The sequence below is a fragment of the Dietzia sp. WMMA184 genome, assembly GCF_002441635.1.
Lineage (GTDB): Bacteria > Actinomycetota > Actinomycetes > Mycobacteriales > Mycobacteriaceae > Dietzia > Dietzia kunjamensis.
In genome coordinates, this window is the sequence record NZ_NXEI01000001.1 from 2,984,958 (window position 1) to 3,002,971 (window position 18,014).

Annotated in this window: 17 protein-coding genes; 12 read left to right on the top strand and 5 right to left on the bottom strand. The window is 70.4% G+C overall.

Annotation, left to right across the window (positions count from 1 at the left end):
• Positions 1-6: 6 nt before the first annotated feature.
• The 5 genes from CK206_RS13740 (at position 7) to CK206_RS13760 (ending at position 4,962) form a co-directional block, all read left to right on the top strand.
• Positions 7-918 carry a LamB/YcsF family protein gene (locus CK206_RS13740; protein WP_254050593.1) on the top strand — a complete coding sequence of 304 codons (912 nt, stop codon included), beginning with the start codon at positions 7-9 and terminating at the stop codon, positions 916-918.
• Positions 915-1,856 carry an allophanate hydrolase subunit 1 gene (locus tag CK206_RS13745; RefSeq protein ID WP_096906726.1) on the top strand — a complete coding sequence of 314 codons (942 nt, stop codon included), beginning with the start codon at positions 915-917 and terminating at the stop codon, positions 1,854-1,856. Before CK206_RS13740 ends, CK206_RS13745 begins: the two co-directional genes overlap by 4 nt.
• Positions 1,857-1,872: 16 nt before the next feature.
• Positions 1,873-2,787, top strand: a complete 915-nt coding sequence (locus CK206_RS13750) for a biotin-dependent carboxyltransferase family protein (protein ID WP_096906727.1) — start codon at positions 1,873-1,875, stop codon at positions 2,785-2,787.
• A 107-nt stretch (positions 2,788-2,894) separates the two neighbouring features.
• A complete protein-coding gene (locus CK206_RS13755) occupies positions 2,895-4,181 on the top strand; it encodes an adenylosuccinate synthase (protein ID WP_096906728.1) in 1,287 nt (428 codons plus the stop codon).
• Positions 4,182-4,359: 178 nt separating this feature from the next.
• Positions 4,360-4,962: a hypothetical protein gene (locus tag CK206_RS13760; protein WP_067719380.1), complete on the top strand. Its 603-nt coding sequence runs from the start codon at positions 4,360-4,362 to the stop codon at positions 4,960-4,962.
• 257 nt (positions 4,963-5,219) lie between these two features.
• On the opposite strand, the gene CK206_RS13765 is transcribed toward CK206_RS13760, so the two are convergent.
• Both CK206_RS13765 and CK206_RS13770 read right to left on the bottom strand, forming a co-directional pair.
• The gene (locus CK206_RS13765) at positions 5,220-6,545 is read right to left on the bottom strand and encodes an ISL3-like element ISPfr2 family transposase (RefSeq protein ID WP_096906729.1); all 1,326 of its coding nucleotides are present in this window, start codon (positions 6,543-6,545) and stop codon (positions 5,220-5,222) included.
• A 631-nt stretch (positions 6,546-7,176) separates the two neighbouring features.
• Positions 7,177-7,488: a putative quinol monooxygenase gene (locus CK206_RS13770; protein WP_067719375.1), complete on the bottom strand. Its 312-nt coding sequence runs from the start codon at positions 7,486-7,488 to the stop codon at positions 7,177-7,179.
• A gap of 108 nt (positions 7,489-7,596) precedes the next feature.
• On the opposite strand from CK206_RS13770, the gene CK206_RS13775 reads away from it, so the two are divergent.
• The gene (locus tag CK206_RS13775; protein WP_067719373.1) at positions 7,597-8,538 is read left to right on the top strand and encodes a GlxA family transcriptional regulator; all 942 of its coding nucleotides are present in this window, start codon (positions 7,597-7,599) and stop codon (positions 8,536-8,538) included.
• Positions 8,539-9,018: 480 nt separating this feature from the next.
• A complete protein-coding gene (locus tag CK206_RS13785) occupies positions 9,019-9,531 on the top strand; it encodes a hypothetical protein (protein ID WP_067719370.1) in 513 nt (170 codons plus the stop codon).
• A gap of 84 nt (positions 9,532-9,615) precedes the next feature.
• On the opposite strand, the gene CK206_RS13790 is transcribed toward CK206_RS13785, so the two are convergent.
• Together CK206_RS13790 and CK206_RS13795 are read right to left on the bottom strand one after the other, a co-directional pair.
• Positions 9,616-10,047, bottom strand: a complete 432-nt coding sequence (locus CK206_RS13790) for a GntR family transcriptional regulator (protein ID WP_082924080.1) — start codon at positions 10,045-10,047, stop codon at positions 9,616-9,618.
• 2 nt (positions 10,048-10,049) lie between these two features.
• Complete coding sequence (locus tag CK206_RS13795; RefSeq protein WP_067719367.1) at positions 10,050-11,147, bottom strand: CaiB/BaiF CoA-transferase family protein; 1,098 nt, start codon at positions 11,145-11,147, stop codon at positions 10,050-10,052.
• A gap of 490 nt (positions 11,148-11,637) precedes the next feature.
• Between CK206_RS13795 and CK206_RS13800 the strand changes: the two genes are divergently transcribed.
• From CK206_RS13800 to CK206_RS13820, 5 genes are all read left to right on the top strand, one after another.
• On the top strand, positions 11,638-12,258 hold the full coding sequence (locus CK206_RS13800) for a hypothetical protein (protein ID WP_096906730.1): 621 nt from the start codon (positions 11,638-11,640) through the stop codon (positions 12,256-12,258).
• 117 nt (positions 12,259-12,375) lie between these two features.
• The gene (gene purT, locus CK206_RS13805; RefSeq protein WP_096906731.1) at positions 12,376-13,644 is read left to right on the top strand and encodes a formate-dependent phosphoribosylglycinamide formyltransferase; all 1,269 of its coding nucleotides are present in this window, start codon (positions 12,376-12,378) and stop codon (positions 13,642-13,644) included.
• A 65-nt stretch (positions 13,645-13,709) separates the two neighbouring features.
• Complete coding sequence (locus tag CK206_RS13810) at positions 13,710-14,273, top strand: DUF1648 domain-containing protein (protein WP_067719360.1); 564 nt, start codon at positions 13,710-13,712, stop codon at positions 14,271-14,273.
• A 125-nt stretch (positions 14,274-14,398) separates the two neighbouring features.
• Entirely contained in the window at positions 14,399-14,749 is a 351-nt protein-coding gene (locus CK206_RS13815; protein WP_067719357.1) for a hypothetical protein, read from the top strand.
• Positions 14,727-16,250 carry an alpha/beta hydrolase gene (locus CK206_RS13820; protein WP_254050594.1) on the top strand — a complete coding sequence of 508 codons (1,524 nt, stop codon included), beginning with the start codon at positions 14,727-14,729 and terminating at the stop codon, positions 16,248-16,250. The genes CK206_RS13815 and CK206_RS13820 overlap by 23 nt, the downstream gene beginning before the upstream one ends.
• Positions 16,251-16,473: 223 nt before the next feature.
• Here CK206_RS13820 and CK206_RS13825 read toward each other — a convergent pair whose 3' ends face one another.
• Positions 16,474-17,943: an FAD-dependent oxidoreductase gene (locus CK206_RS13825; protein WP_096907466.1), complete on the bottom strand. Its 1,470-nt coding sequence runs from the start codon at positions 17,941-17,943 to the stop codon at positions 16,474-16,476.
• Positions 17,944-18,014 lie beyond the last annotated feature (71 nt).

Sequence of the window (18,014 nt, forward strand, 5' to 3'; positions counted from 1 at the left end):
GGAAGCGTGGTTGGACAGGCGCGCAGGATCGATCTGAACTGCGACCTCGGCGAGGCCCGTCGGGGGACGCCGCGGTGGCCCGCGTCGCTCGCACCCGGCGCCGGGCCGGATCCCGACGACGCCGCACTGTTGGACGTGGTGACGTCCGCCAACGTCGCGTGTGGTTTCCACGCAGGCAACCGGCCCACCATGATCGCCACGGCCGTCGCCGCCGCCGAGCGCGGGGTCGCCCTGGGGGCTCACCCCTCGTACCGGGACGGCGCCAACTTCGGGCGCGTCGAGCACGACCTCGACCGCGAGGAGGTCGCCCGTCTCGTGGAGTTCCAGCTCGTCGAGCTCGACATGGCCGCGCGACGGCACGGGACGCGGGTGCGGTACCTCAAGCCACACGGCGCGCTCTACAACCGTATCGTCCGCGACCCGGAGCAGGCCGCGGGTGTCGTGGACGCCGTGATGCGGTTCGCCGAACTCGCCTCGGAGGAGCCGTTGCCGATCCTCGGCCTGCCGGGTGCTGTGGTGCTGTCCCACGCCGCGGCCGTCGGCGTTCCCACGGTGACGGAGGCGTTCGCCGACCGCGGGTACCGGCCCGACGGCACACTCGTGCCCCGCGGCGAGCCGGGCGCGGTGATCACCGATGTCGACGAGGTCGCCGAGCGCGTCGTGGCCATGGCGACCGGGCGGTCGATCACCACCGCCGAGGGATCGCGGGTCGTGGTGGCCGCCGCCTCGGTGTGTGTGCACGGGGACACCCCCGGCGCCGTCGACCTGGCGCGCCGCGTGCGCGCGTCGCTCGAGGAGGCCGGCGTGGAGGTGGCGCCGTTCGCCGCGCCTCACGTCCCGCCGCGCGGCCCGGTGGGGGACGGGTCCGGGCGTGATGCGGTGGGGGACGGGCCGGTGGGGGAGGCCGGCCCGGGATGACGACGACGAGGATCCGCCGCTGCGGGGAGGCCGCGCTGTTGCTCGACTGTGCCGATCTGGCCGAGGCGGTTCGGCTGGCCGGGAGGATCGGGCAGGTGCGGCCGGAGCCGCTCGACGTGGTGGCGGCGGCCCGCACGGTGCTGGTGACCGTGCGCGACTCCTCTGCGTTACCCCGACTGCGGCGGCGACTGGAGGCCCTGCTCGCGGACCCCGCTGATCACCCCGTCGCTCCGCCATCCTCCGGCAATCTGCCCTCCCGAAATCGGCCCGCCTCAAATCTGCCCTCCCGAGATCGGCTATCCGGATTCCGGATCGGCGCTTCTGATCCGGATAGCGGATCCGTAGGGGGAGTAGCGGATGTCGGGGATGCGGGATCGAATGCGGGCGGGGATGCGGGCTCGGGAGCAGGTGCGGAACGCGGGGTGGCAGGGGTGACGATCGACGTCCGCTACGACGGGCCCGACCTGGCCGCGGTCGCCGACCTCGCCGGGATGTCCACCGAAGCGCTGGTCCGCACGCACTCCTCGATCACGTGGCGGGCCGCGTTCAGCGGGTTCGCGCCGGGCTTCTTCTACCTCGTCGACGCGCGGGAGCTGGACGCGGGCGGGGCGGATGCGGGCGGGGCCGATGCGGGCGGGGCGGGTGCGAGCGAGGCGGCCCCAGGGCCGTCGGCGAAACCCGCTTTGCCTGCGGTGCCGCGGCTGGACTCGCCGCGCGCGCGGGTCCCGGCCGGAGCGGTCGGCCTGGCGGACCGTTTCTGCGCCGTCTACCCCGGGGCCTCGCCCGGCGGGTGGCAGCTGCTCGGCACCACCGACGCCCGGCTGTGGGACCTCGACCGGCCCGACCCCGCCCTGCTCGCCCCCGGGATGACCGTCCGGTTCCGCGAGGTGGGCGGGCGATCCGGGGACGACCGCGGGCGCTCGGACCAGCGCCGATGAGCCCGGACGCGCCCCGATGAGCCTGCTCGTACTGCGGGCCGGACCGTCCGCGCTCGTGCAGGACCTCGGCCGCCCCGGTCACGCCTCGCTCGGGGTGACCGCGTCCGGGGCCGCCGATCGCGCCGCCGCGGCCACCGCCCTGCGGGCCGTCGGCACCGACCCGGCGGCCGCCGTGCTCGAGGTGCTGCTCGGCGGGCTGACGGTCAGGACGGATGAGCCCGCGATCGTGGCGATCACGGGAGCGGAGGCCCTCGTCGTCGTCGTCACCCCCGACGGTTCCCGACGGACCGTCGCCACCGGCGAGGTCCTCCGACTGGACGCCGGGTCGACGCTGGAGATCGGCCGCCCCGTCGCCGGGGTGCGCAGCTACGTGGGCGTGCGCGGGGGGATCGACGTGCCGGCGGTGCTGGGCAGTCGATCGCGCGACACCCTGGCAGGGCTGGGTCCACCGCCCGTCGTGGCCGGCGACGTGCTGGACGTCGGCGACGCCGTGGTGGGGCCGTGGGCAGACGGCTGGCAGGTCTCCGCCGGCCGGGGTGTGGTCGGCGGGGGCGCGGTCACCGGCGCCAGGGAATCCGTGGAGCTGGACGTCATCCCCGGGCCGCGCGACGACCTGTTCCCGCCCGCCGCGTGGGACGTGCTCGCCGCGACCGGGCACGTCAGCGGGCACGCCGACAGGGTGGGCGTCCGCATCGACCCCGCCCGGCCCGTCCCGCGCCTCGACACGCGCGAGATCCCCAGCGAGGGCATGGTGCGCGGCGCGGTGCAGATCCCCGCCGACGGCTCACCCGTCGTGTTCGGGCCCGACCACCCCGTCACCGGCGGCTACCCGGTGATCGGGGTGCTCACCGCCCGCTCGGCGGACAGGATCTCGCAGCTCCTGCCCGGAACGCCCGTGCGACTGCGCAGGCTGCGGGGGGTCGGCGAATAGGGTGAGAGCGCGGATGCGACTACTCTGGATCGCTGGTGTGCGCGGAATCATGAGAATGTGGCCGTCCCTCACCGTGTAGACGACTCATTTCGAGGTGAAAGCGAACCATGCCAGCGATCGTTCTGATCGGCGCCCAGTGGGGCGACGAGGGCAAGGGTAAGGCCACCGACATCCTGGGCGGCCGCGTCGAGTACGTGGTCAAGCCCAACGGCGGGAACAACGCGGGCCACACCGTGGTGGTGGGAGGCGAGAAGTACGAGCTCAAGCTCCTCCCCGCCGGCATCCTGTCGCCCACGGCCACTCCGGTGATCGGCAACGGCGTGGTGGTCAACCTCGAGGCGCTGTTCGAGGAGATCGACGGCCTCGAGGCCCGCGGCGCCGACACCTCCCGGCTGCGCATCTCGGCCGACGCCCACCTCGTCGCGCCGTATCACCAGGCGCTGGACAAGGTGACCGAGCGGTTCCTGGGCAAGAAGGCCATCGGCACCACCGGCCGCGGCATCGGGCCCACCTACGCCGACAAGGTCTCCCGCGTGGGCATCCGCGTGCAGGACATCTTCGACGAGTCGATCCTGCGCCAGAAGATCGAGGGCTCGCTGCACCTCAAGAACCAGATCCTGGTGAAGATCTACAACCGTCGAGCGGTCGAGGTCGAGGAGATGGTCGAGTACTTCCTCGGCTACGCCGACCGACTGCGGCCCATGGTCTGCGACGCCACCCTGATGCTCAACCAGGCGCTGGACCGCGGCGAGTCCGTCCTCATGGAGGGCGGGCAGGCCACCATGCTCGATGTGGACCACGGCACCTACCCGTTCGTCACCTCGTCCAACCCCACCGCCGGCGGGGCCTGCGTGGGCGCGGGCGTCGGCCCCACCCGGATCACGCACTCGCTGGGCATCGTCAAGGCGTACACCACCCGCGTGGGCGCCGGGCCGTTCCCCACGGAACTGTTCGACAAGTGGGGCGAGTACCTGCAGGTCACCGGCGGTGAGGTGGGCGTCAACACCGGCCGCACCCGCCGCTGCGGCTGGTACGACGCCGTGATCGCCCGCTACGCCGCGCGCGTCAACGGGTTCACCGACTACTTCCTCACCAAGCTCGACGTCCTCACCGGCATCGGCGAGATCCCCATCTGCGTGGCCTACGACGTGGACGGCGTGCGGCACGACGAGATGCCCATGACGCAGACCGACTTCCACCACGCCACGCCGATCTACGAGACCATGCCCGGCTGGGACGAGGACATCACCGGGGCGCGCGAGTTCAGCGACCTGCCGCCCGCCGCCCGCGACTACGTGCTGCGGCTCGAGGAGCTCGCCGGCTGCCACATGTCGTACATCGGCGTGGGCCCGGGCCGGGACCAGAACGTGGTGCGGCGCGACATCCTGGGGTGATCTGGGGGCCGCTCGTGTGACGAGTGAGGCCGATGGTGCGTGCGGGTCAGGTGGGGCCGAATCGGGTGTGAACGTACGGCACATGTCGTATGAACGGCCGATAGTGCGGTGACGGCGCATCGGGTGGACTCCATGGAAGCGGCCGACCGGTCGCGTCCCCTTCCGATCGGAGCACCACATGCGTTCCCTCACCCGCCTCGGCGTCGCCACCGCAGCCACCGCCATCGCCTCAGTCACCGCCCTCGCCGGCGCCGGGGTGGCCGGCGCCCAGGACGTCGATCCCGTGTTCAACAGCCCCAGCAGTGTGAGCGTGAGCGGCAAGGGTGAGGCCACGGAGGTGACCTACACCAACAAGTCGGGTCAGGACTTGATGTGCTACTCGTTCGTGGGTACGGGGCGTCTGGTCTCCGACCTCTACGGCTATGTGAAGACGGTGGACATCAACAGCACTCTCCCGGAGAGCTGGACGGCACGTTTCGTGGAGGCTGCGGGCAAGGGGCAGATCGGATTCTTCGGCGGAATGGTCGAGAACGGTGAGACCGCTGAGCTGATGGAAGGAGCAATCGGCGGGGTTGTCGAGGGCACACTCACCGATGATTCATTCTCCCCGGCTGCTCTCACGGTGTGTAACTCCCAGGGGCTGGATGACGACCCGTACGTCGAGGTCGAGATCTCCGCAGGTGCCGGTGTTCCGGCCGGCCTCGGGTCGCTGGATTCCGCTCTTGCCGGCATCGGCAGCTCGGGCTCGGTGGCGGAGACCACGGGTTCGCTCGGCAGCTGAGTCGACCGAATAGTCCTCACCCCCGGCAGCTGAGCGGTGTCGGGGGTGAGGTCTGTTCTCCGAATCTGCTTATGGAGCAGATCGGCGGGCGCCGTGGATCTGGGGCAATTCAAGGGCGCCCAGCCTGACCCGGGGCGGCCATGGTTTGGGTGGTGTTAACAGGGCCGTTGTGGCGGCAGCGCTTTCTTGGCGCAGAGGGTCAGGTCCATGGTCGTGACCGTCTCGATCGAGAATCAGATAGTGAGCTGGTTCGCGGCTCATCCCAATCGGGGGTGTAGGAGTTGGGGTCTGAAGCCGCCGGTCTCGAGCAGGCTTCGGGCGATGTAGTTGGTCAGGTTGGGGAACCCGAGTGCGGAGCCGCGCAGGTGTTCGAGCCGTCCGTTGAGCGCCTCGGTCGGCCCGTTGCTGGTGCCGGGTCGTTCGAAGTAGGCGAGCACGTCAGCGGCTCGCTTCTTCAGGGTCCGGCTCAGGGTGGTGAGCTCGGTGAGCACCTTGGGGACGCCGGCGCTGAGGTCGGTGATCAGCTTCTCCATGAGCTCGCGGCCACGTTGCCGGTCCTCGTGGCGATAGGCGGCGATCATGCGCTGGTAGACACCCCAGGTCGCCTCGACCTCGACGTGAGCGTCATCAACGAACAGCGCGCGTAGCCTGTCGCTCTGCTTGTCGGTGAGCAGGTCCGCGCCGGTGTGCAGCGTGCGCCGCGACTTGTAGAGCGGGTCGTCCCTGAACCCACGGTGCCCGTGGATCGCGAGTTGGACCCGGCGCCGGCTCCTATCGAGGGCGTCACCGGCCAGGCGCACGACGTGGAAGGGATCCATCACCGTGACCGCGTCCGGAATCTCCTCCGCAGCGGCGGTCTTGAACCCGGTGAAACCGTCCATCGCGACCACCTCGACCGCGTCACGGAAGGCGTCGTCGCGGTCGGCGAGCCAGGTCTTGAACGCCGCCTTCGACCGGCCCTCGACCATGTCCAGCAGCCTTGCTGGGCCGGCGCCATCGCGGACCGGGGTGAGGTCGATGATCACGGTGACGTACTTGTCGCCACGCCTGGTGTGGCGCCAGACGTGCTCATCGACGCCAATGACCTTCACGCCCTCGAACCGCGTGGGGTCGTTGATCAGCAGCCGCTTGCCTTCGGCCAGGACCGCGTTGTTGGCGGTGTCCCACGCGACCCCGAGTCCCTCGGCGACACGGGCGACGGTGAGGTGTGCGACCACGATCCCTTCCAGCGCCCACCGCAGCCCGGTGCGCGAGAGCTTCGCGCGTGGCTCCGCCGCGGCGCTGGTGTCTTGGCGCCACACGTGTCCGCAGTCGGCACAGCGGTAGCGGCGCACTACAACTTCCAGCACGGTCGGTCGCCAGCCCAGCGGCTCGTGGGCCAACCGCCGGATCACGGTGTCACGAGCAGCGCCTTCGCTGCCGCATCGTCGGCACCACTGATCTGGTTCCACCACGCGGCACGCGAGGACCGCACGATCCGGTTCAAGTCGTTGTCCGGTCACGCTCAGACCGAGGCCGTCGAGTCGAGCGAAGGCGGTGAGGTCAGGGCGGCCGAAGCCGGCCGGCGGGGTAGCGTCGGACACGTCGAGGTCTTTCGGATGGATGGCGTAGGAACCTCCATCGTCGGGAGACCTCGACGTCTATCTGCGGACCGACGCGCCCGGCCGACCTACACCGTCATCTGAGAAGACCCCTGAAACGTCTTCGACGACGACGGGACCGGCGAGGAAGAGGGCGCGGTGAGCTAAAGGAATGGAGCTTGCTCGGCTTGGACGCCGCCGCAAGCTCCGGTGAAACGGTCGGTACTGGTCGGTCGTCGTCGGTCACCACCGGATGGCGGCGCCCCCCACGCTCAGCGTTTGCGCAGGTCAGCGGCTCGTTCGCCAGTGGGCGCATCAAGCGATAGACGCAAAGCCGACGTGATTAGGTCGTCGGTTCGATTCCGACAGGCGGCTCCGGCGAACAGCCCCTGACCTGCGGAAACGCAGGGCAGGGGCGGTTCGGTTCTGGTGGTCGCGCGATGCGCTGGCCTCACGGCTCTGCCCGACACCGACGTCGCTCTCCTCTGCGACGGACCCCTCGCCGGCTGAGCGCTCGCGGCCGGCATCCTGTCCGTGTGCCGATAGGCCTCGCACCGCTCGGCAACGCAGCGTGGCGTTGCGTCGCGACCTGGCGACGGCTCAGCGGGGCGCGATCGTCTCGTGCGTTGGCGGACTACGGAAGCTTGGACGCGAGGACGTCGGCCGCCAGGATCTCGGGTGCTGCGCCGAGGAGGTGCTGGTTGTCCATCAGGGCTGCGACGATGGCGCCGTTGGCGTGGGCGTCGCGAGCGGCCTCGTCGGGGAATGCATCGAAGATCCAGAAGGTGTCGGCGTGGGTCCTGACCGCGAACCAGACAATCGTTCCTACTTCATCGTTGGCGAGCGCGACAGCGCCGGCGAGCAGATCGGCGAGCGCGTCGTGCTGTCCATCGGCCGCGACGATCTTGGCGACGAAGGCATACGGAAGTGATGCGGGTGTGGACATGAGGGGTTCTCCTAGGTGTCGAGGTTTCTTGGTGAAGCGAGTTCAGCGTATGACGAGCGAGGGCCGGTGGGAAGTGGCGTATACGGCAGTATTGCTATTGTTTGCGCCATGCGTATCGGACTGATCGCGATCGACGGCTGCTTCGGTTCGGCTGTCGCGTCGATCATCGACATCGTGCGGGTGGCCGACGGAGCCCGCGCCGATGTCGACCCGCGGATCGACCCGATCGAACTCGCCATCCTCGGACCGAAACGGCGAGTGACCACGACGGCATCGATGACCCTGTCGGTGGACCACCCGCTGTCGGAGTCCGGAGAGTTCGACGTGGTCGTCGTCCCTGCGCTTGGAACCCTTACGGCCGCCGCTACCAACGACGCCCTCCAGAGCCGAGATGCTCGTTCGGTCATCGCCTCGCTCGGGCGCCTCGACGACGCGACCACCCGGATCGCCGCGGCGTGCACCGGCGTGTTCGCTGTCGCCGAGACCGGACGGATGCATCATCGGCGGGCGACGACCAGCTGGTTCCTGGGGCCGGAGTTCCTGAAGCGCTATCCGACCGTCGCCCTCGATCTCGACACCATGGTCGTCGTGGACGGGAACCTCGTCACCGCCGGCGCCGCGTTCGCCCACATCGACCTCGCGCTCTCACTCGTGCGATCGATCAGCCCCGACCTGGCCCAACATGTCGCCAAGCTCCTCATCATCGACGAGCGTCCGTCGCAGGCGGCCTTCGTCGCCTACGATCATCTCCGGCACGAGGACCCGATCGTCGTCGAGTTCGAACGCTTCGTGCGCGCCCGCCTGGACGAACCGTTCAACGTCGCCTTCGTCGCGCAGTCGCTCTGCACCAGCCGGCGCACCCTCGAACGACGAGTCCGTGCGGCGCTCAACCTCACTCCGCTCGGCTTCGTCCAACGGCTTCGCATCGAACGAGCTCGGCACCTCTCAGCAACCACGGACCTCACCTCCGCCGAGATCGCGCTACGGGTCGGCTACGCGAACGCCGAGACTCTGCGCTCCCTCCTGCGCAGGGAGCGACGCCGTTCCTGACCTATCGCCATGCCTGTAGCCGGTGTCCTAGCGCTCGGTTGGAACCACCTCTCAGCACGTCGCGTCGACGCTCCTGCGTCGCCCCTGGACGACCCACTCGACACGCCCGCAGTACAGGCCGTGTGACGTGCCCCAGCTTCCCGGACGGTCGGGGTTGGGTGGCTGTGATGTCGCTGCGTTCTCGTCGAGGGGGTCAGCAGACCCGATCAGGGTCGATTGGGATGAGCCGCGAAGGCGGTGAGGTCAGGGCGGCCGAAGCCGGCCGGCGGGGTTGTGTCGGTCACGTCGAGGTCTTTCGGATGGATGGCGTAGGAACCTCCATCGTCGGGAGACCTCGACGTCTATCTGCGGACCGACGCGCCCGACCGGCCTACACCCTCATCTGGGAAGAGCCTGGTTCGCATCGAGTGTTTACTTGGTTAGCATCGTAAACTGTTGCTGAAATACGGTCGCAGTTTCGAGCGCAAGGGGGACTGATCCATGCGTCTTTCCACCAAGCTTGGTACTTCCATCTCCACCGCGGCTCTCGGTGCCGCTGCAGTTCTGGGCGGTGCCGGGGTCGCCCAGGCCCAGTCGCTCGGTTCGCTGGGGTCGTCGGCGCCCGACGCTGTCACGCTGACAGTCGCGGGCGACACCGAGGCCGTCGGCGGTGAGATCACTAACAACACGGACGGTGCGCTGACCTGCACCATCGGTGTTTCGAATGCCGAGGTGATCTCCGCCATCGAGAACGGGATCGATGATGAGACCTCCTTCGACGAAGCGAACGCTGCAGTCGCGACAGAGCGGGAGGCCGCTAACGTGTTGGGACAGAACGCCTTGGCTTTCGCTACTGTGCCCGCTGGTGAAACCGTGACGTGGTCCGGTATCGGCAGCTACGGCCCCGCAGAGGACTTCCGCGCGGGCGCCGCAGACTGTGGTGACGAGGTCGCCTTCGCCTACGAGCCCGGCGGTCTCTTCGGCTCGCTCGACATGGGCTCGCTCGGTAGCTGATCACCGGAGCACCTGAGCGCAACGCCCCGCCACCTAACGGTGGCGGGGCGTTCTGCATGTGTTCGTTGCGGGGCCGAACGACCCTCAACCCAGGTTCTTAAACGCGTTTCGTAGTGCGTCCACGGCGTCGTCGACCCCGAAGCCCGCGCCTGCGGCTGACGAGGCGAACTCTTCCGCAGCTCGGGTCAACGCCGCGCCGGCCACGTCGCCGGCCGCCACGAACGTGCCCGAGCGGCCGCGGCCCTCGAGTACGCCGGACTCCTCGAGTTCGCGGTAGACCTTGGCGGCGGTCGCGGTCGAGATGCCAGCCTCGGCGGCGAGCGTCCGAACCGCGGGCAGGCGGGTTCCCGCAGTGAGTTTCCCGCGTGAGACCGCCTCGACGATCTGGCCCTTGAGTTGACGGAACGGCGGGTTGGGCGACGCGGGATCGACGATCAGGACGACCCCGGCCACGCGAGAGCCGCCGGTCGGGAGGGCGGAGTCCGCCGAGCCGGATTCGGCCCGCGGGTCGTTCATGCTCAGGCCCACACCTGGTCGATCGCGGTTGGCCCGGTCGGCGGGGCGGTCGGGACCGCGGGGGCCGGGGTGCGCGAGAACCGAGGCGCGGGCGCGGGCCCGGCATCGCCGGCGACCTCGACGAAGGTCTCCCTCGCGACGTTGTGCGGGTGGTCGAGCGCCTCGGTGTAGGTCAGCACCGGCGTGGTGCAGGCGTCGGTGCCGTAGAACAGCTCGGCCCACTCGTCACGGGTCTTCTCGGCGAACTTCGCGGCGATGATCTCGCGCAGTTCGTCCCAGCGGTCCATGTCGAACTGCCCGGGCATCCCCTCGCCGTCGATGCCCAGCAATCGGGCGAACTCGGAGTAGAACTGCGGCTCGAGGCATCCGACGGCCATGTACTTGCCGTCCGAGCAGGTGTAGACGTCGTAGAACGGGTATCCGGTGTCGAGCATGTTGGTCCCGGCGACGTCGGACCACTGGCCGCGGGCGCGCATCGCCCACTGGAACTGGCCCAACACCGAGGCGCCGTCGGTCATGGCGGCGTCGATGACCTGGCCCCTGCCGGACGTGGCGCGCTCGATGATCGCGGCGAGGATGCCCTGGATGAGGAACATCGAACCGCCGCCGAAGTCACCGACGAGGTTAAGCGGCGGCACCGGGCGCTCGTCCTTCCGGGCGGTGGCGTTGAGGTGGCCGGTCAGGGAAATGTAGTTGAGGTCGTGCCCGGCGGTGTGGGCGAGCGGGCCGTGCTGGCCCCAGCCGGTCATGCGGGCGTAGACCAGGCGCGGGTTGAGCTCCAAGCACTCCTCCGGTCCCAGGCCCATGCGCTCGGTGACCCCGGGGCGGTAGCCCTCGACCAGCACGTCCGCCTTGGCGATGAGTCCGCGCACCTGCGACAAGCCCTCGTCGCTCTTGAGGTTGGCCTCCACCACGGTGCGGCCGCGGCGGGTGATGTGCGCCCAGCCGCCGACCTGGGTGTCGAGCTCCCCGGGACGCATGACGGTCACGACTTCGGCGCCGAGATCGGCGAGCATCATGCAGGCGTGGGGGCCGGGGCCGATGCCATTGAGTTCGACGACGCGGAGGCCGGCCAGGGGGCCGGAAGAGGAACTGCTCACAGGTGTGCCCTTTCATGTGGCTTTGAACACACATTATCGCCTACAGCCGAATGGATTTGACTCAGGTGACCGGTACTGCCGTTGCGCCTGTGGCCAGTGGTAATAAGAAAGTTAAAATCTAGTTGTGGAACCTTAAAGTTTGCGCCGCTTACGACCGTTGTTGGTGTGATCTATGACACTCCCTGCGAAGGCGTTCACCGGAGCGTCCGCAAGTGTCACCGTGGTCCTCGATGTGGTGGCTTTCACTCACTACAAGGAGCATTCATGTTCGCTCGTAGCCGATTCTTGGCCGGCGCCTCGGCCATCGCCCTCGCAGCCGGAGCCACTCTCGCCGGAGCTCAGGGTTCGTCCGAAATCGCCGCCGTGTCCTCGAACTGGCCGCGACCGCTCTAAACGGCCCCGTGTCGGTGACCCCGAATGAGGAGGGTGGCCCGACGGTTGTTTACGTGAACGAGTCCGGGGAAGACGAAACCTGCGCGTCGGTTTCACCATGCCGTACGCCTCGGTTGATGAGGTCGGACTCGATCCAACTGGCGACGGCCCGGTCATAGATCTGCTGCCTCAGATCCTCGAGATCCAGGCAATGGGCGGTGTTTCGATGCTCAACGCAGTCGAAGGCGAACCGACCTCATACGACGCCACCGCCACCGATGGCGTCGCGCAGGCAGCGCTCTTCCTGATCGCAGCGGGGGCCGGACTGCCGGTCGCCGAGGGGGCTACCGCGACCTGGGTGGCGACAGCACCGGAAGAGCCTGCTGCTGCTGCAATACTCTGTATCCCCGACTCTGTCGAGGGTAACGACGCACGTATCGCAGCCCTCAGCACCAATTTCGGCATCGACCCGCAGGTCGTCGCGGACCAGATCAACGGCCGGATCCCCGGGGGCTCCGTGGAGCCCGTCTCCGCCGGCAGCATCAGCGGTGGCAGCGTCGCGACGGGAGCGAGCCTTCTTGGGTCGCTCGGCGGCGGTGACGCTACCGACACCGATGGCGAAGAGGAGGCCGAAGGTGGCAGCTCGTTCACCGGTATCAGCGAGGGCGGCAGCGCCGGTTCCGCCGCCGAGGCCGACGGCGAGGGTGAGGTCGAACTGGAGGCCCTGAACGCCGGCTGACCCAGTCATAACCCGTCAGAACCGGACCGGGCACGGCACGGCACCACATGGTGCCGGGCCCGGGCGTCTGTTCGGTCGCGTTCGGCCCGTCGTCGCAGGTCTACTAGCGTGGACGATATGACCGCCGCTCACGATCCCCTCGCCCCGCCCGTCGTGGACCGCTTCGGCACGCCGGGTGCGCCGACCGCGACCCGCGTGATGTTGCTCGGCTCGGGCGAGCTGGGCAAGGAGGTGACGATCGCGCTGCAGCGTCTGGGCGTCGAGGTCATCGCGGTGGACCGGTACGCTGGCGCTCCCGCCCACCAGGTCGCGCACCGCAGTCACACCATCGACATGACCGACGCCGACGAGGTGTGCCGGGTCGTCGAGCTGGAGAGGCCCGAGGTGATCCTGCCGGAGATCGAGGCCATCGCCACCGCCGCGCTCGCGCAGATCGAACAGGACGGCCTCGCCCGCGTCGCGCCCACCGCCCGCGCCGTGCAGCTGACGATGGACCGCGAGGGCATCCGCCGCCTCGCCGCCGAGGAGCTGGGCCTGCCCACGAGCCGCTTCGCGTTCGCCTCCTCGCTGGAGGAGCTGCGGGAGGCGTGCTCCCGGATCGGGTTCCCGTGCCTGGTCAAGCCCACCATGTCGTCGTCGGGCAAGGGACAGTCGTCCCTCCACGGTCCCGAGGACGTGGAAACGGCGTGGGACTACGCGCAGTCCGGTGCCCGCGTCGCTGGGGCGCGCGTGATCGTGGAGTCGTTCGTCGACTTCGAGTACGAGATCACCCTGCTCACCGTCCGCAGCGTCGACCCGGAGACGGGGCAGATCCGCACCGACTTCTGCGAGCCGATCGGCCACCGCCAGGAGCGCGGCGACTACGTCGAGTCGTGGCAGCCGCAGGCCATGACCCGCGACGCCTACGACTCGGCGCGGTCGGTGGCGGCGCGGGTGACGGGCGCGCTCGGCGGGGTCGGAGTGTTCGGCGTGGAGCTGTTCGTCAAGGGCGTCGACGTGTACTTCTCCGAGGTCAGCCCCCGTCCCCACGACACCGGCCTCGTGACGTTGCGCAGCCAGGTGCTCAGTGAGTTCGAGATGCACGCGCGCGCCGTCCTCGGTCTGCCGGTGGTCACCACCATGGCCAGTCCGGGCGCGTCCGCGGTGATCTACGGCGGCACGGGGATCGCGGCGGACGGCACCGAGGGCGACGGGACCGTCGAGGGCGTCGGCTTCGCCGGTGTCGCCCGCGCGCTCGCCGTGCCGGAGGCCGATGTCCGCCTGTTCGGCAAGCCGTCCGCCAGCGAGTTCCGCCGGATGGGCGTGGCCGTCGCGACCGGCGAGGACGTCGAGATCGCGCGTGAGCGCGCCCGTGAGGCCGCGTCGCGTGTGACGGTGGTGAGGTAGGTGCGGAAGGTCGTCATGGCCGAGAGTATGGCGCGGGGGTCCGACAGATCGCGGGGGTCCGACAGATGACGACGACGAGGTCCCCGGCGGACGACGCGCGCGAACTGCCCCGCGAGCCCACCGCGCGGTGGATCACGGTGCTGATCACCGGACTGGTGGCCGTCTGGCTGGGCGTGCTGGCCTGGCAGGCGACAGTCCTGCCGGAGCGGGTGCCCACGCACTTCGGCTCGGGCGGTGAACCGGACGGCTGGTCGAGCAAGAGCGGCGCGCTCGCGTTCTCTGTGCTCGGGCCGCTGCTGTTCGCGCTGCCACTCCCGCTGATGTCGTTGATGGTCCTGCGGTGGCCGTCGTCGATCAACGTCCCCAACAAGCAGTGGTGGACCGCGACGGGCCCACGGCTGCGCCGGTTCGAGCGGCTCATGCGTGAGGACCTGTGGCTGATCACGGCCGTGATGCTGGTGACCCTCATCGGCGTCCAGGCGGGGATCACCGGGGCCGCGCAGACCGACGACGGCCGGTTGCCGGGTCTGTGGCTGGCCGGCCCGCTGATCGTGGCGTTCGTCGGCACCGGAGTCGTCCTCGCGAGGATGTACGGCAGTCGCTACGAGGAACAGTCCGACCTCGACTGACCTTCCTGTGAATGGTCGTCGACCCCATCCACAGGCCCTCGTCGTGAACTCCGTCCCGACGCGTGCCGCCCCTAGCGTGATTCCCGAGCGGCCCGCCACATCCGGGCCGGAGGGGAGCGTGGGTCATGGCGGGGCAGGGGGCTTTCGGTGAGATGCTGCTTGCATTCGAACAGGTGGCGGTGACTGCCGAAGCGGCCCGTGTCCGCGAGGCGGGCGCGGTCACGGTCGACAGTGCTGCGGGCCTGGTCTCGGCGCTGGCGGAGGCCTCGGCGGCGGCTGCCGGCATGGCGGCGGGAGGCGCGGGGGCGCTGCTCACCGGTCCCGCGCTGGCCGAGTGCGCGGCCCTGCTCGCCCGGCGCTCCCGAGACCACGAGGCGGACAGCCAGCGGATCGCGCAGGCGATGGCACGGGCGGCCGGACTCCTCGTGGAGGCGGATGAGGAGGTGGCCCGCGGTGTCGCCGGGGCAGCGGGCTGAGGCGCTGGTGGTGGCGATCGACCACGCCGAATCGCGGGCGGCGGCGGTGGGCCGGCGGATCGCCGAGTCGGCCGAGGACCTCGAAACGGTCGCCCGCCGGCTGGGCGGCGCGGTGGTCGGAGGTGTGGCGGACGGCGGCGCGGTGGTCGGTGCTGGCGTCGACGAGGGTGGCTGGTCCGGTCAGGCGGGGGCCCGGGCGCGCAGCCGCGCTGCGGATGCGGCCGCCGAGGCCAGGATGCTCTCCGGCAACTGCCTCTACGTGGCCGACGTCCTGCGGGCCGAGGGGGCACGGCTGGCGCGGGCGGTGATCAACTGGAGCGACGACGAACTCACCGCGCCCGGCACCGGGGACGCTGTGGCTGTGGAGGAGGCGGATCGCGGTCTGGCGATGCGCCTGTGGGAAGCCGCCGACCATCTCGCCGGGTACACGGACCCGGCGACGCGGCCATGCATCGACCTGTCAGGATCGACCGACGACGATCCCCGCGCTGTCGCCGAACTGTGGCACGGGCTGGGACCCGCCGATCGGGCCAGGCTGGCTCGTGACCACCCTGAGCTGGGCTCGGTGGACGGCTTGTCGTCGGCCACGCGGGATGCGATCAACCGGACCCGGTTGCGCCGACTGCTCGACGCGGCCGACACCGGCGCCGGCGGCGACGGGCTCGCCGGTGCCGCTCGGGGCCTGTCCGCGTTGGCCGCGCATCTCGAGGCCGACCCGCGACGGCATCTCCTCGACCTGCACCCGGACGGTCGCGCGGTGGTCGCGAGCGCCGATCCCGACACCGCCGACCGGGTGGTCACGCTCATCCCGGGAACGGGGTCGTCGCTGGAGACGCTCGCTCGTACCGCCGGCCGGGCGGAGGCGGTGTGCGAGGCGGCCGCCTCGGGCCTCGACGGGGCCGGCTCGAATCCCGGTGCAGCCGACTCCGCACCCGGTGCGGCTGTCGAGTCCTGCGTTGCGGTGTCGTGGCAGGGCTACGACGCGCCCGCCGACGTCACGGCCGCCGGCTCCTCGACTGCACCCGCGCGAGCGCATGTCGCGGACCTGCGGACGTTCGCGGCGGGCCTGGACGCGGTGGAGCGCGTGGACGGCGACGATGCCCCCCACGCCGCGGTGGGGTACAGCTACGGGTCCGTGGTCCTGGGGGTGGCCGCCGCGGACCCGCTGGGGCTGGCAGCCGACCGGATGATCCACGTCGGCAGTCCCGGCGCGGGTGTCGACTCGATCGCCGTGCAACGGGTCGACGAAGCCGGCGTCGCGCGTGGGGCGGGACAGGACGAGGTGGTGGGAGTCGCCTCGCGCTGGGATCCGGTGCCGTGGTGGTCGGTCACCGGCGTGCTCGGCGGACGGCCGGGCACCGGGGAGTTCGGCGGGCTCGCGGTGGACGTCACCGAGCCTGGCTCGGGCGCCGACTCTGTGCGCAGCGCGCACTCCCGCTACTTCGACCCGGGCACGGTGTCACTGGACGAGATCGGCCGGCTCGTCGCGGAGACGGACTGACCCCGATAGCGATAGCGCCCCACATTCAGGACACCGGCAGCGCCCCGCATCCCCGACACCGACAGCGCCCCGCATCGACCGCCCCGGCCGGAAAAACCACCCCGGCACAATCCGCTACCCCGTCTCCGGATCCGCTACCCGGATTCGGGTAGCGGATCGGGAATCCGAGTAGCGGATTTCTCAGAGGCTCGCGGTGGAGCGGATCCGACAGGGGAGGGAAGGGTCAGCGGCTGGTGGAACGGGAGGCGCGAGCGACCTCCAGCATCTCCGCGCGGCCCGGCAGCTTGGTGCGTTCGCGGCCCGCCGCCTCGCCGAGCCCACGCTCGTGGGCGTCGATCTCCAGCCAGGCGTCGCCGTCGACGAGGTCCACGCCGCGGTCGGTGAGCAGGTCGCGCACGGCCTGAGGGTCCGGCTCGGCGGGCTCGGGCAGGGCGCCGGACTCGAGCTCGGTGGCCAGCTGCCCCACGGTCTCCACCGCGCAGGAACGGTTGGTGCCGATCACCCCGGACGGCCCGCGCTTGACCCAGCCCGCGGTGAACAGCCCCGGCAGGTGCTGACCGCCCGGCGAGTCGAGGATCCGGCCGGAGTCGTTGGGGATGGTCGCCGAGTCGTGGTCGAAGGGCACCCCCTCCAGGGCGGCCGAGCGGTAGCCGACCGCGCGATAGACCGCCTCGACCTGCAGGTCTTCCGTCCGGCCGCTGCTGCGCACCCGCCCGCCGACGCCCTCGGGTCCGGGGACGGGCTCGGTCACCGCCAGGCGCAGCCCGGACACCCGGCCGTCGGACCCCAGGATCTCGACCGGGGACCGGTGAAAGCGGAACCGCACCACCCGTTCGCCGGCCGCGAGGGCGGCGGCCTCGGCCTCATCCGCCGTCCCCAGACCGGCCTCACGCTGCGCCCCGGCCCATTTCTCGAGTTGCGTGCACACCTGCCCGACCCGGCGATCGCTGTCGCGGAGGGCGCGCGCCTCGTCGTCGTCGTACTCCAGGTCGGCCGGGTCCACCACGATCGTGACGCCCTCCACCTTGGCCATCTCCCGCAGCTCCAGGGGAGTGAACTTGGCGTGCACGGGGCCGCGGCGGCCGATCACCGACACCACCCGGGTCGTGTTGGTGCCGAACCCGGTGCGGACGTGCTCGGGGATGTCGGTGGGCTCGAGCTGCTCGGGGCTGCGCACCAACATGCGCGCCACGTCCAGGGCGACGTTGCCCACGCCCACCACGGCCGCGCGCTCCGCGGTCAGCGCCCACTCGGGGTGCGCATCCGGGTGGCCGTCGTACCAGGTCACGAACTCGGCGGCCCCGTACGAGCCCTCGAGGTCCTCGCCCGGGATGCCGAGCCGACGGTCCGCGAGCGCGCCGGTGGAGAAGACGACCGCGTGGTAGAAGCGGTGCACGTCGTCTGCGGTGAGGTCGTTGCCGAACTCGACGTTTCCGAGGAACCGGATGCGCGGATCGGCGGCGATCCCCTCCAGCGTGCGGGCGATGCCCTTGATCCGGGGGTGATCGGGGGCCACGCCGTGCCGCAGCAGACCGTAGGGGACCGGGAGCCGGTCGATGAGGTCCACCACGATCCCGCGTCCGGAGGGATCCCGGTTGTCACTCCAGTCCAGCAGGGCCTCGCTGGCGTACACCCCCGCCGGGCCGGACCCCACTACGGCCACCCGGAACGGGGAATCTGTGACAGGCGTCATGTCCGCGATCGTCGCACAGAAAGGCGAGCGGGGTACCTCGACCCAGTCGATCTGCCGTCGGGGGAGCATAA

Excerpts from the sequence above, each read along its gene's own strand:
- CK206_RS13815 (WP_067719357.1), top strand. The coding sequence starts at position 14,399 with ATGGCGGGGCAGGGGGCTTTCGGTGAGATGCTGCTTGCATTCGAACAG.
- CK206_RS13790 (WP_082924080.1), bottom strand. The coding sequence starts at position 10,047 with ATGAACGACCCGCGGGCCGAATCCGGCTCGGCGGACTCCGCCCTCCCG.
- purT (WP_096906731.1), top strand. The coding sequence starts at position 12,376 with ATGACCGCCGCTCACGATCCCCTCGCCCCGCCCGTCGTGGACCGCTTC.
- CK206_RS13755 (WP_096906728.1), top strand. The coding sequence starts at position 2,895 with ATGCCAGCGATCGTTCTGATCGGCGCCCAGTGGGGCGACGAGGGCAAG.
- CK206_RS13825 (WP_096907466.1), bottom strand. The coding sequence starts at position 17,943 with ATGACGCCTGTCACAGATTCCCCGTTCCGGGTGGCCGTAGTGGGGTCC.
- CK206_RS13750 (WP_096906727.1), top strand. The coding sequence starts at position 1,873 with ATGAGCCTGCTCGTACTGCGGGCCGGACCGTCCGCGCTCGTGCAGGAC.
- CK206_RS13800 (WP_096906730.1), top strand. The coding sequence starts at position 11,638 with ATGCCGTACGCCTCGGTTGATGAGGTCGGACTCGATCCAACTGGCGAC.
- CK206_RS13760 (WP_067719380.1), top strand. The coding sequence starts at position 4,360 with ATGCGTTCCCTCACCCGCCTCGGCGTCGCCACCGCAGCCACCGCCATC.
- CK206_RS13810 (WP_067719360.1), top strand. The coding sequence starts at position 13,710 with ATGACGACGACGAGGTCCCCGGCGGACGACGCGCGCGAACTGCCCCGC.
- CK206_RS13770 (WP_067719375.1), bottom strand. The coding sequence starts at position 7,488 with ATGTCCACACCCGCATCACTTCCGTATGCCTTCGTCGCCAAGATCGTC.
- CK206_RS13745 (WP_096906726.1), top strand. The coding sequence starts at position 915 with ATGACGACGACGAGGATCCGCCGCTGCGGGGAGGCCGCGCTGTTGCTC.
- CK206_RS13775 (WP_067719373.1), top strand. The coding sequence starts at position 7,597 with ATGCGTATCGGACTGATCGCGATCGACGGCTGCTTCGGTTCGGCTGTC.
- CK206_RS13785 (WP_067719370.1), top strand. The coding sequence starts at position 9,019 with ATGCGTCTTTCCACCAAGCTTGGTACTTCCATCTCCACCGCGGCTCTC.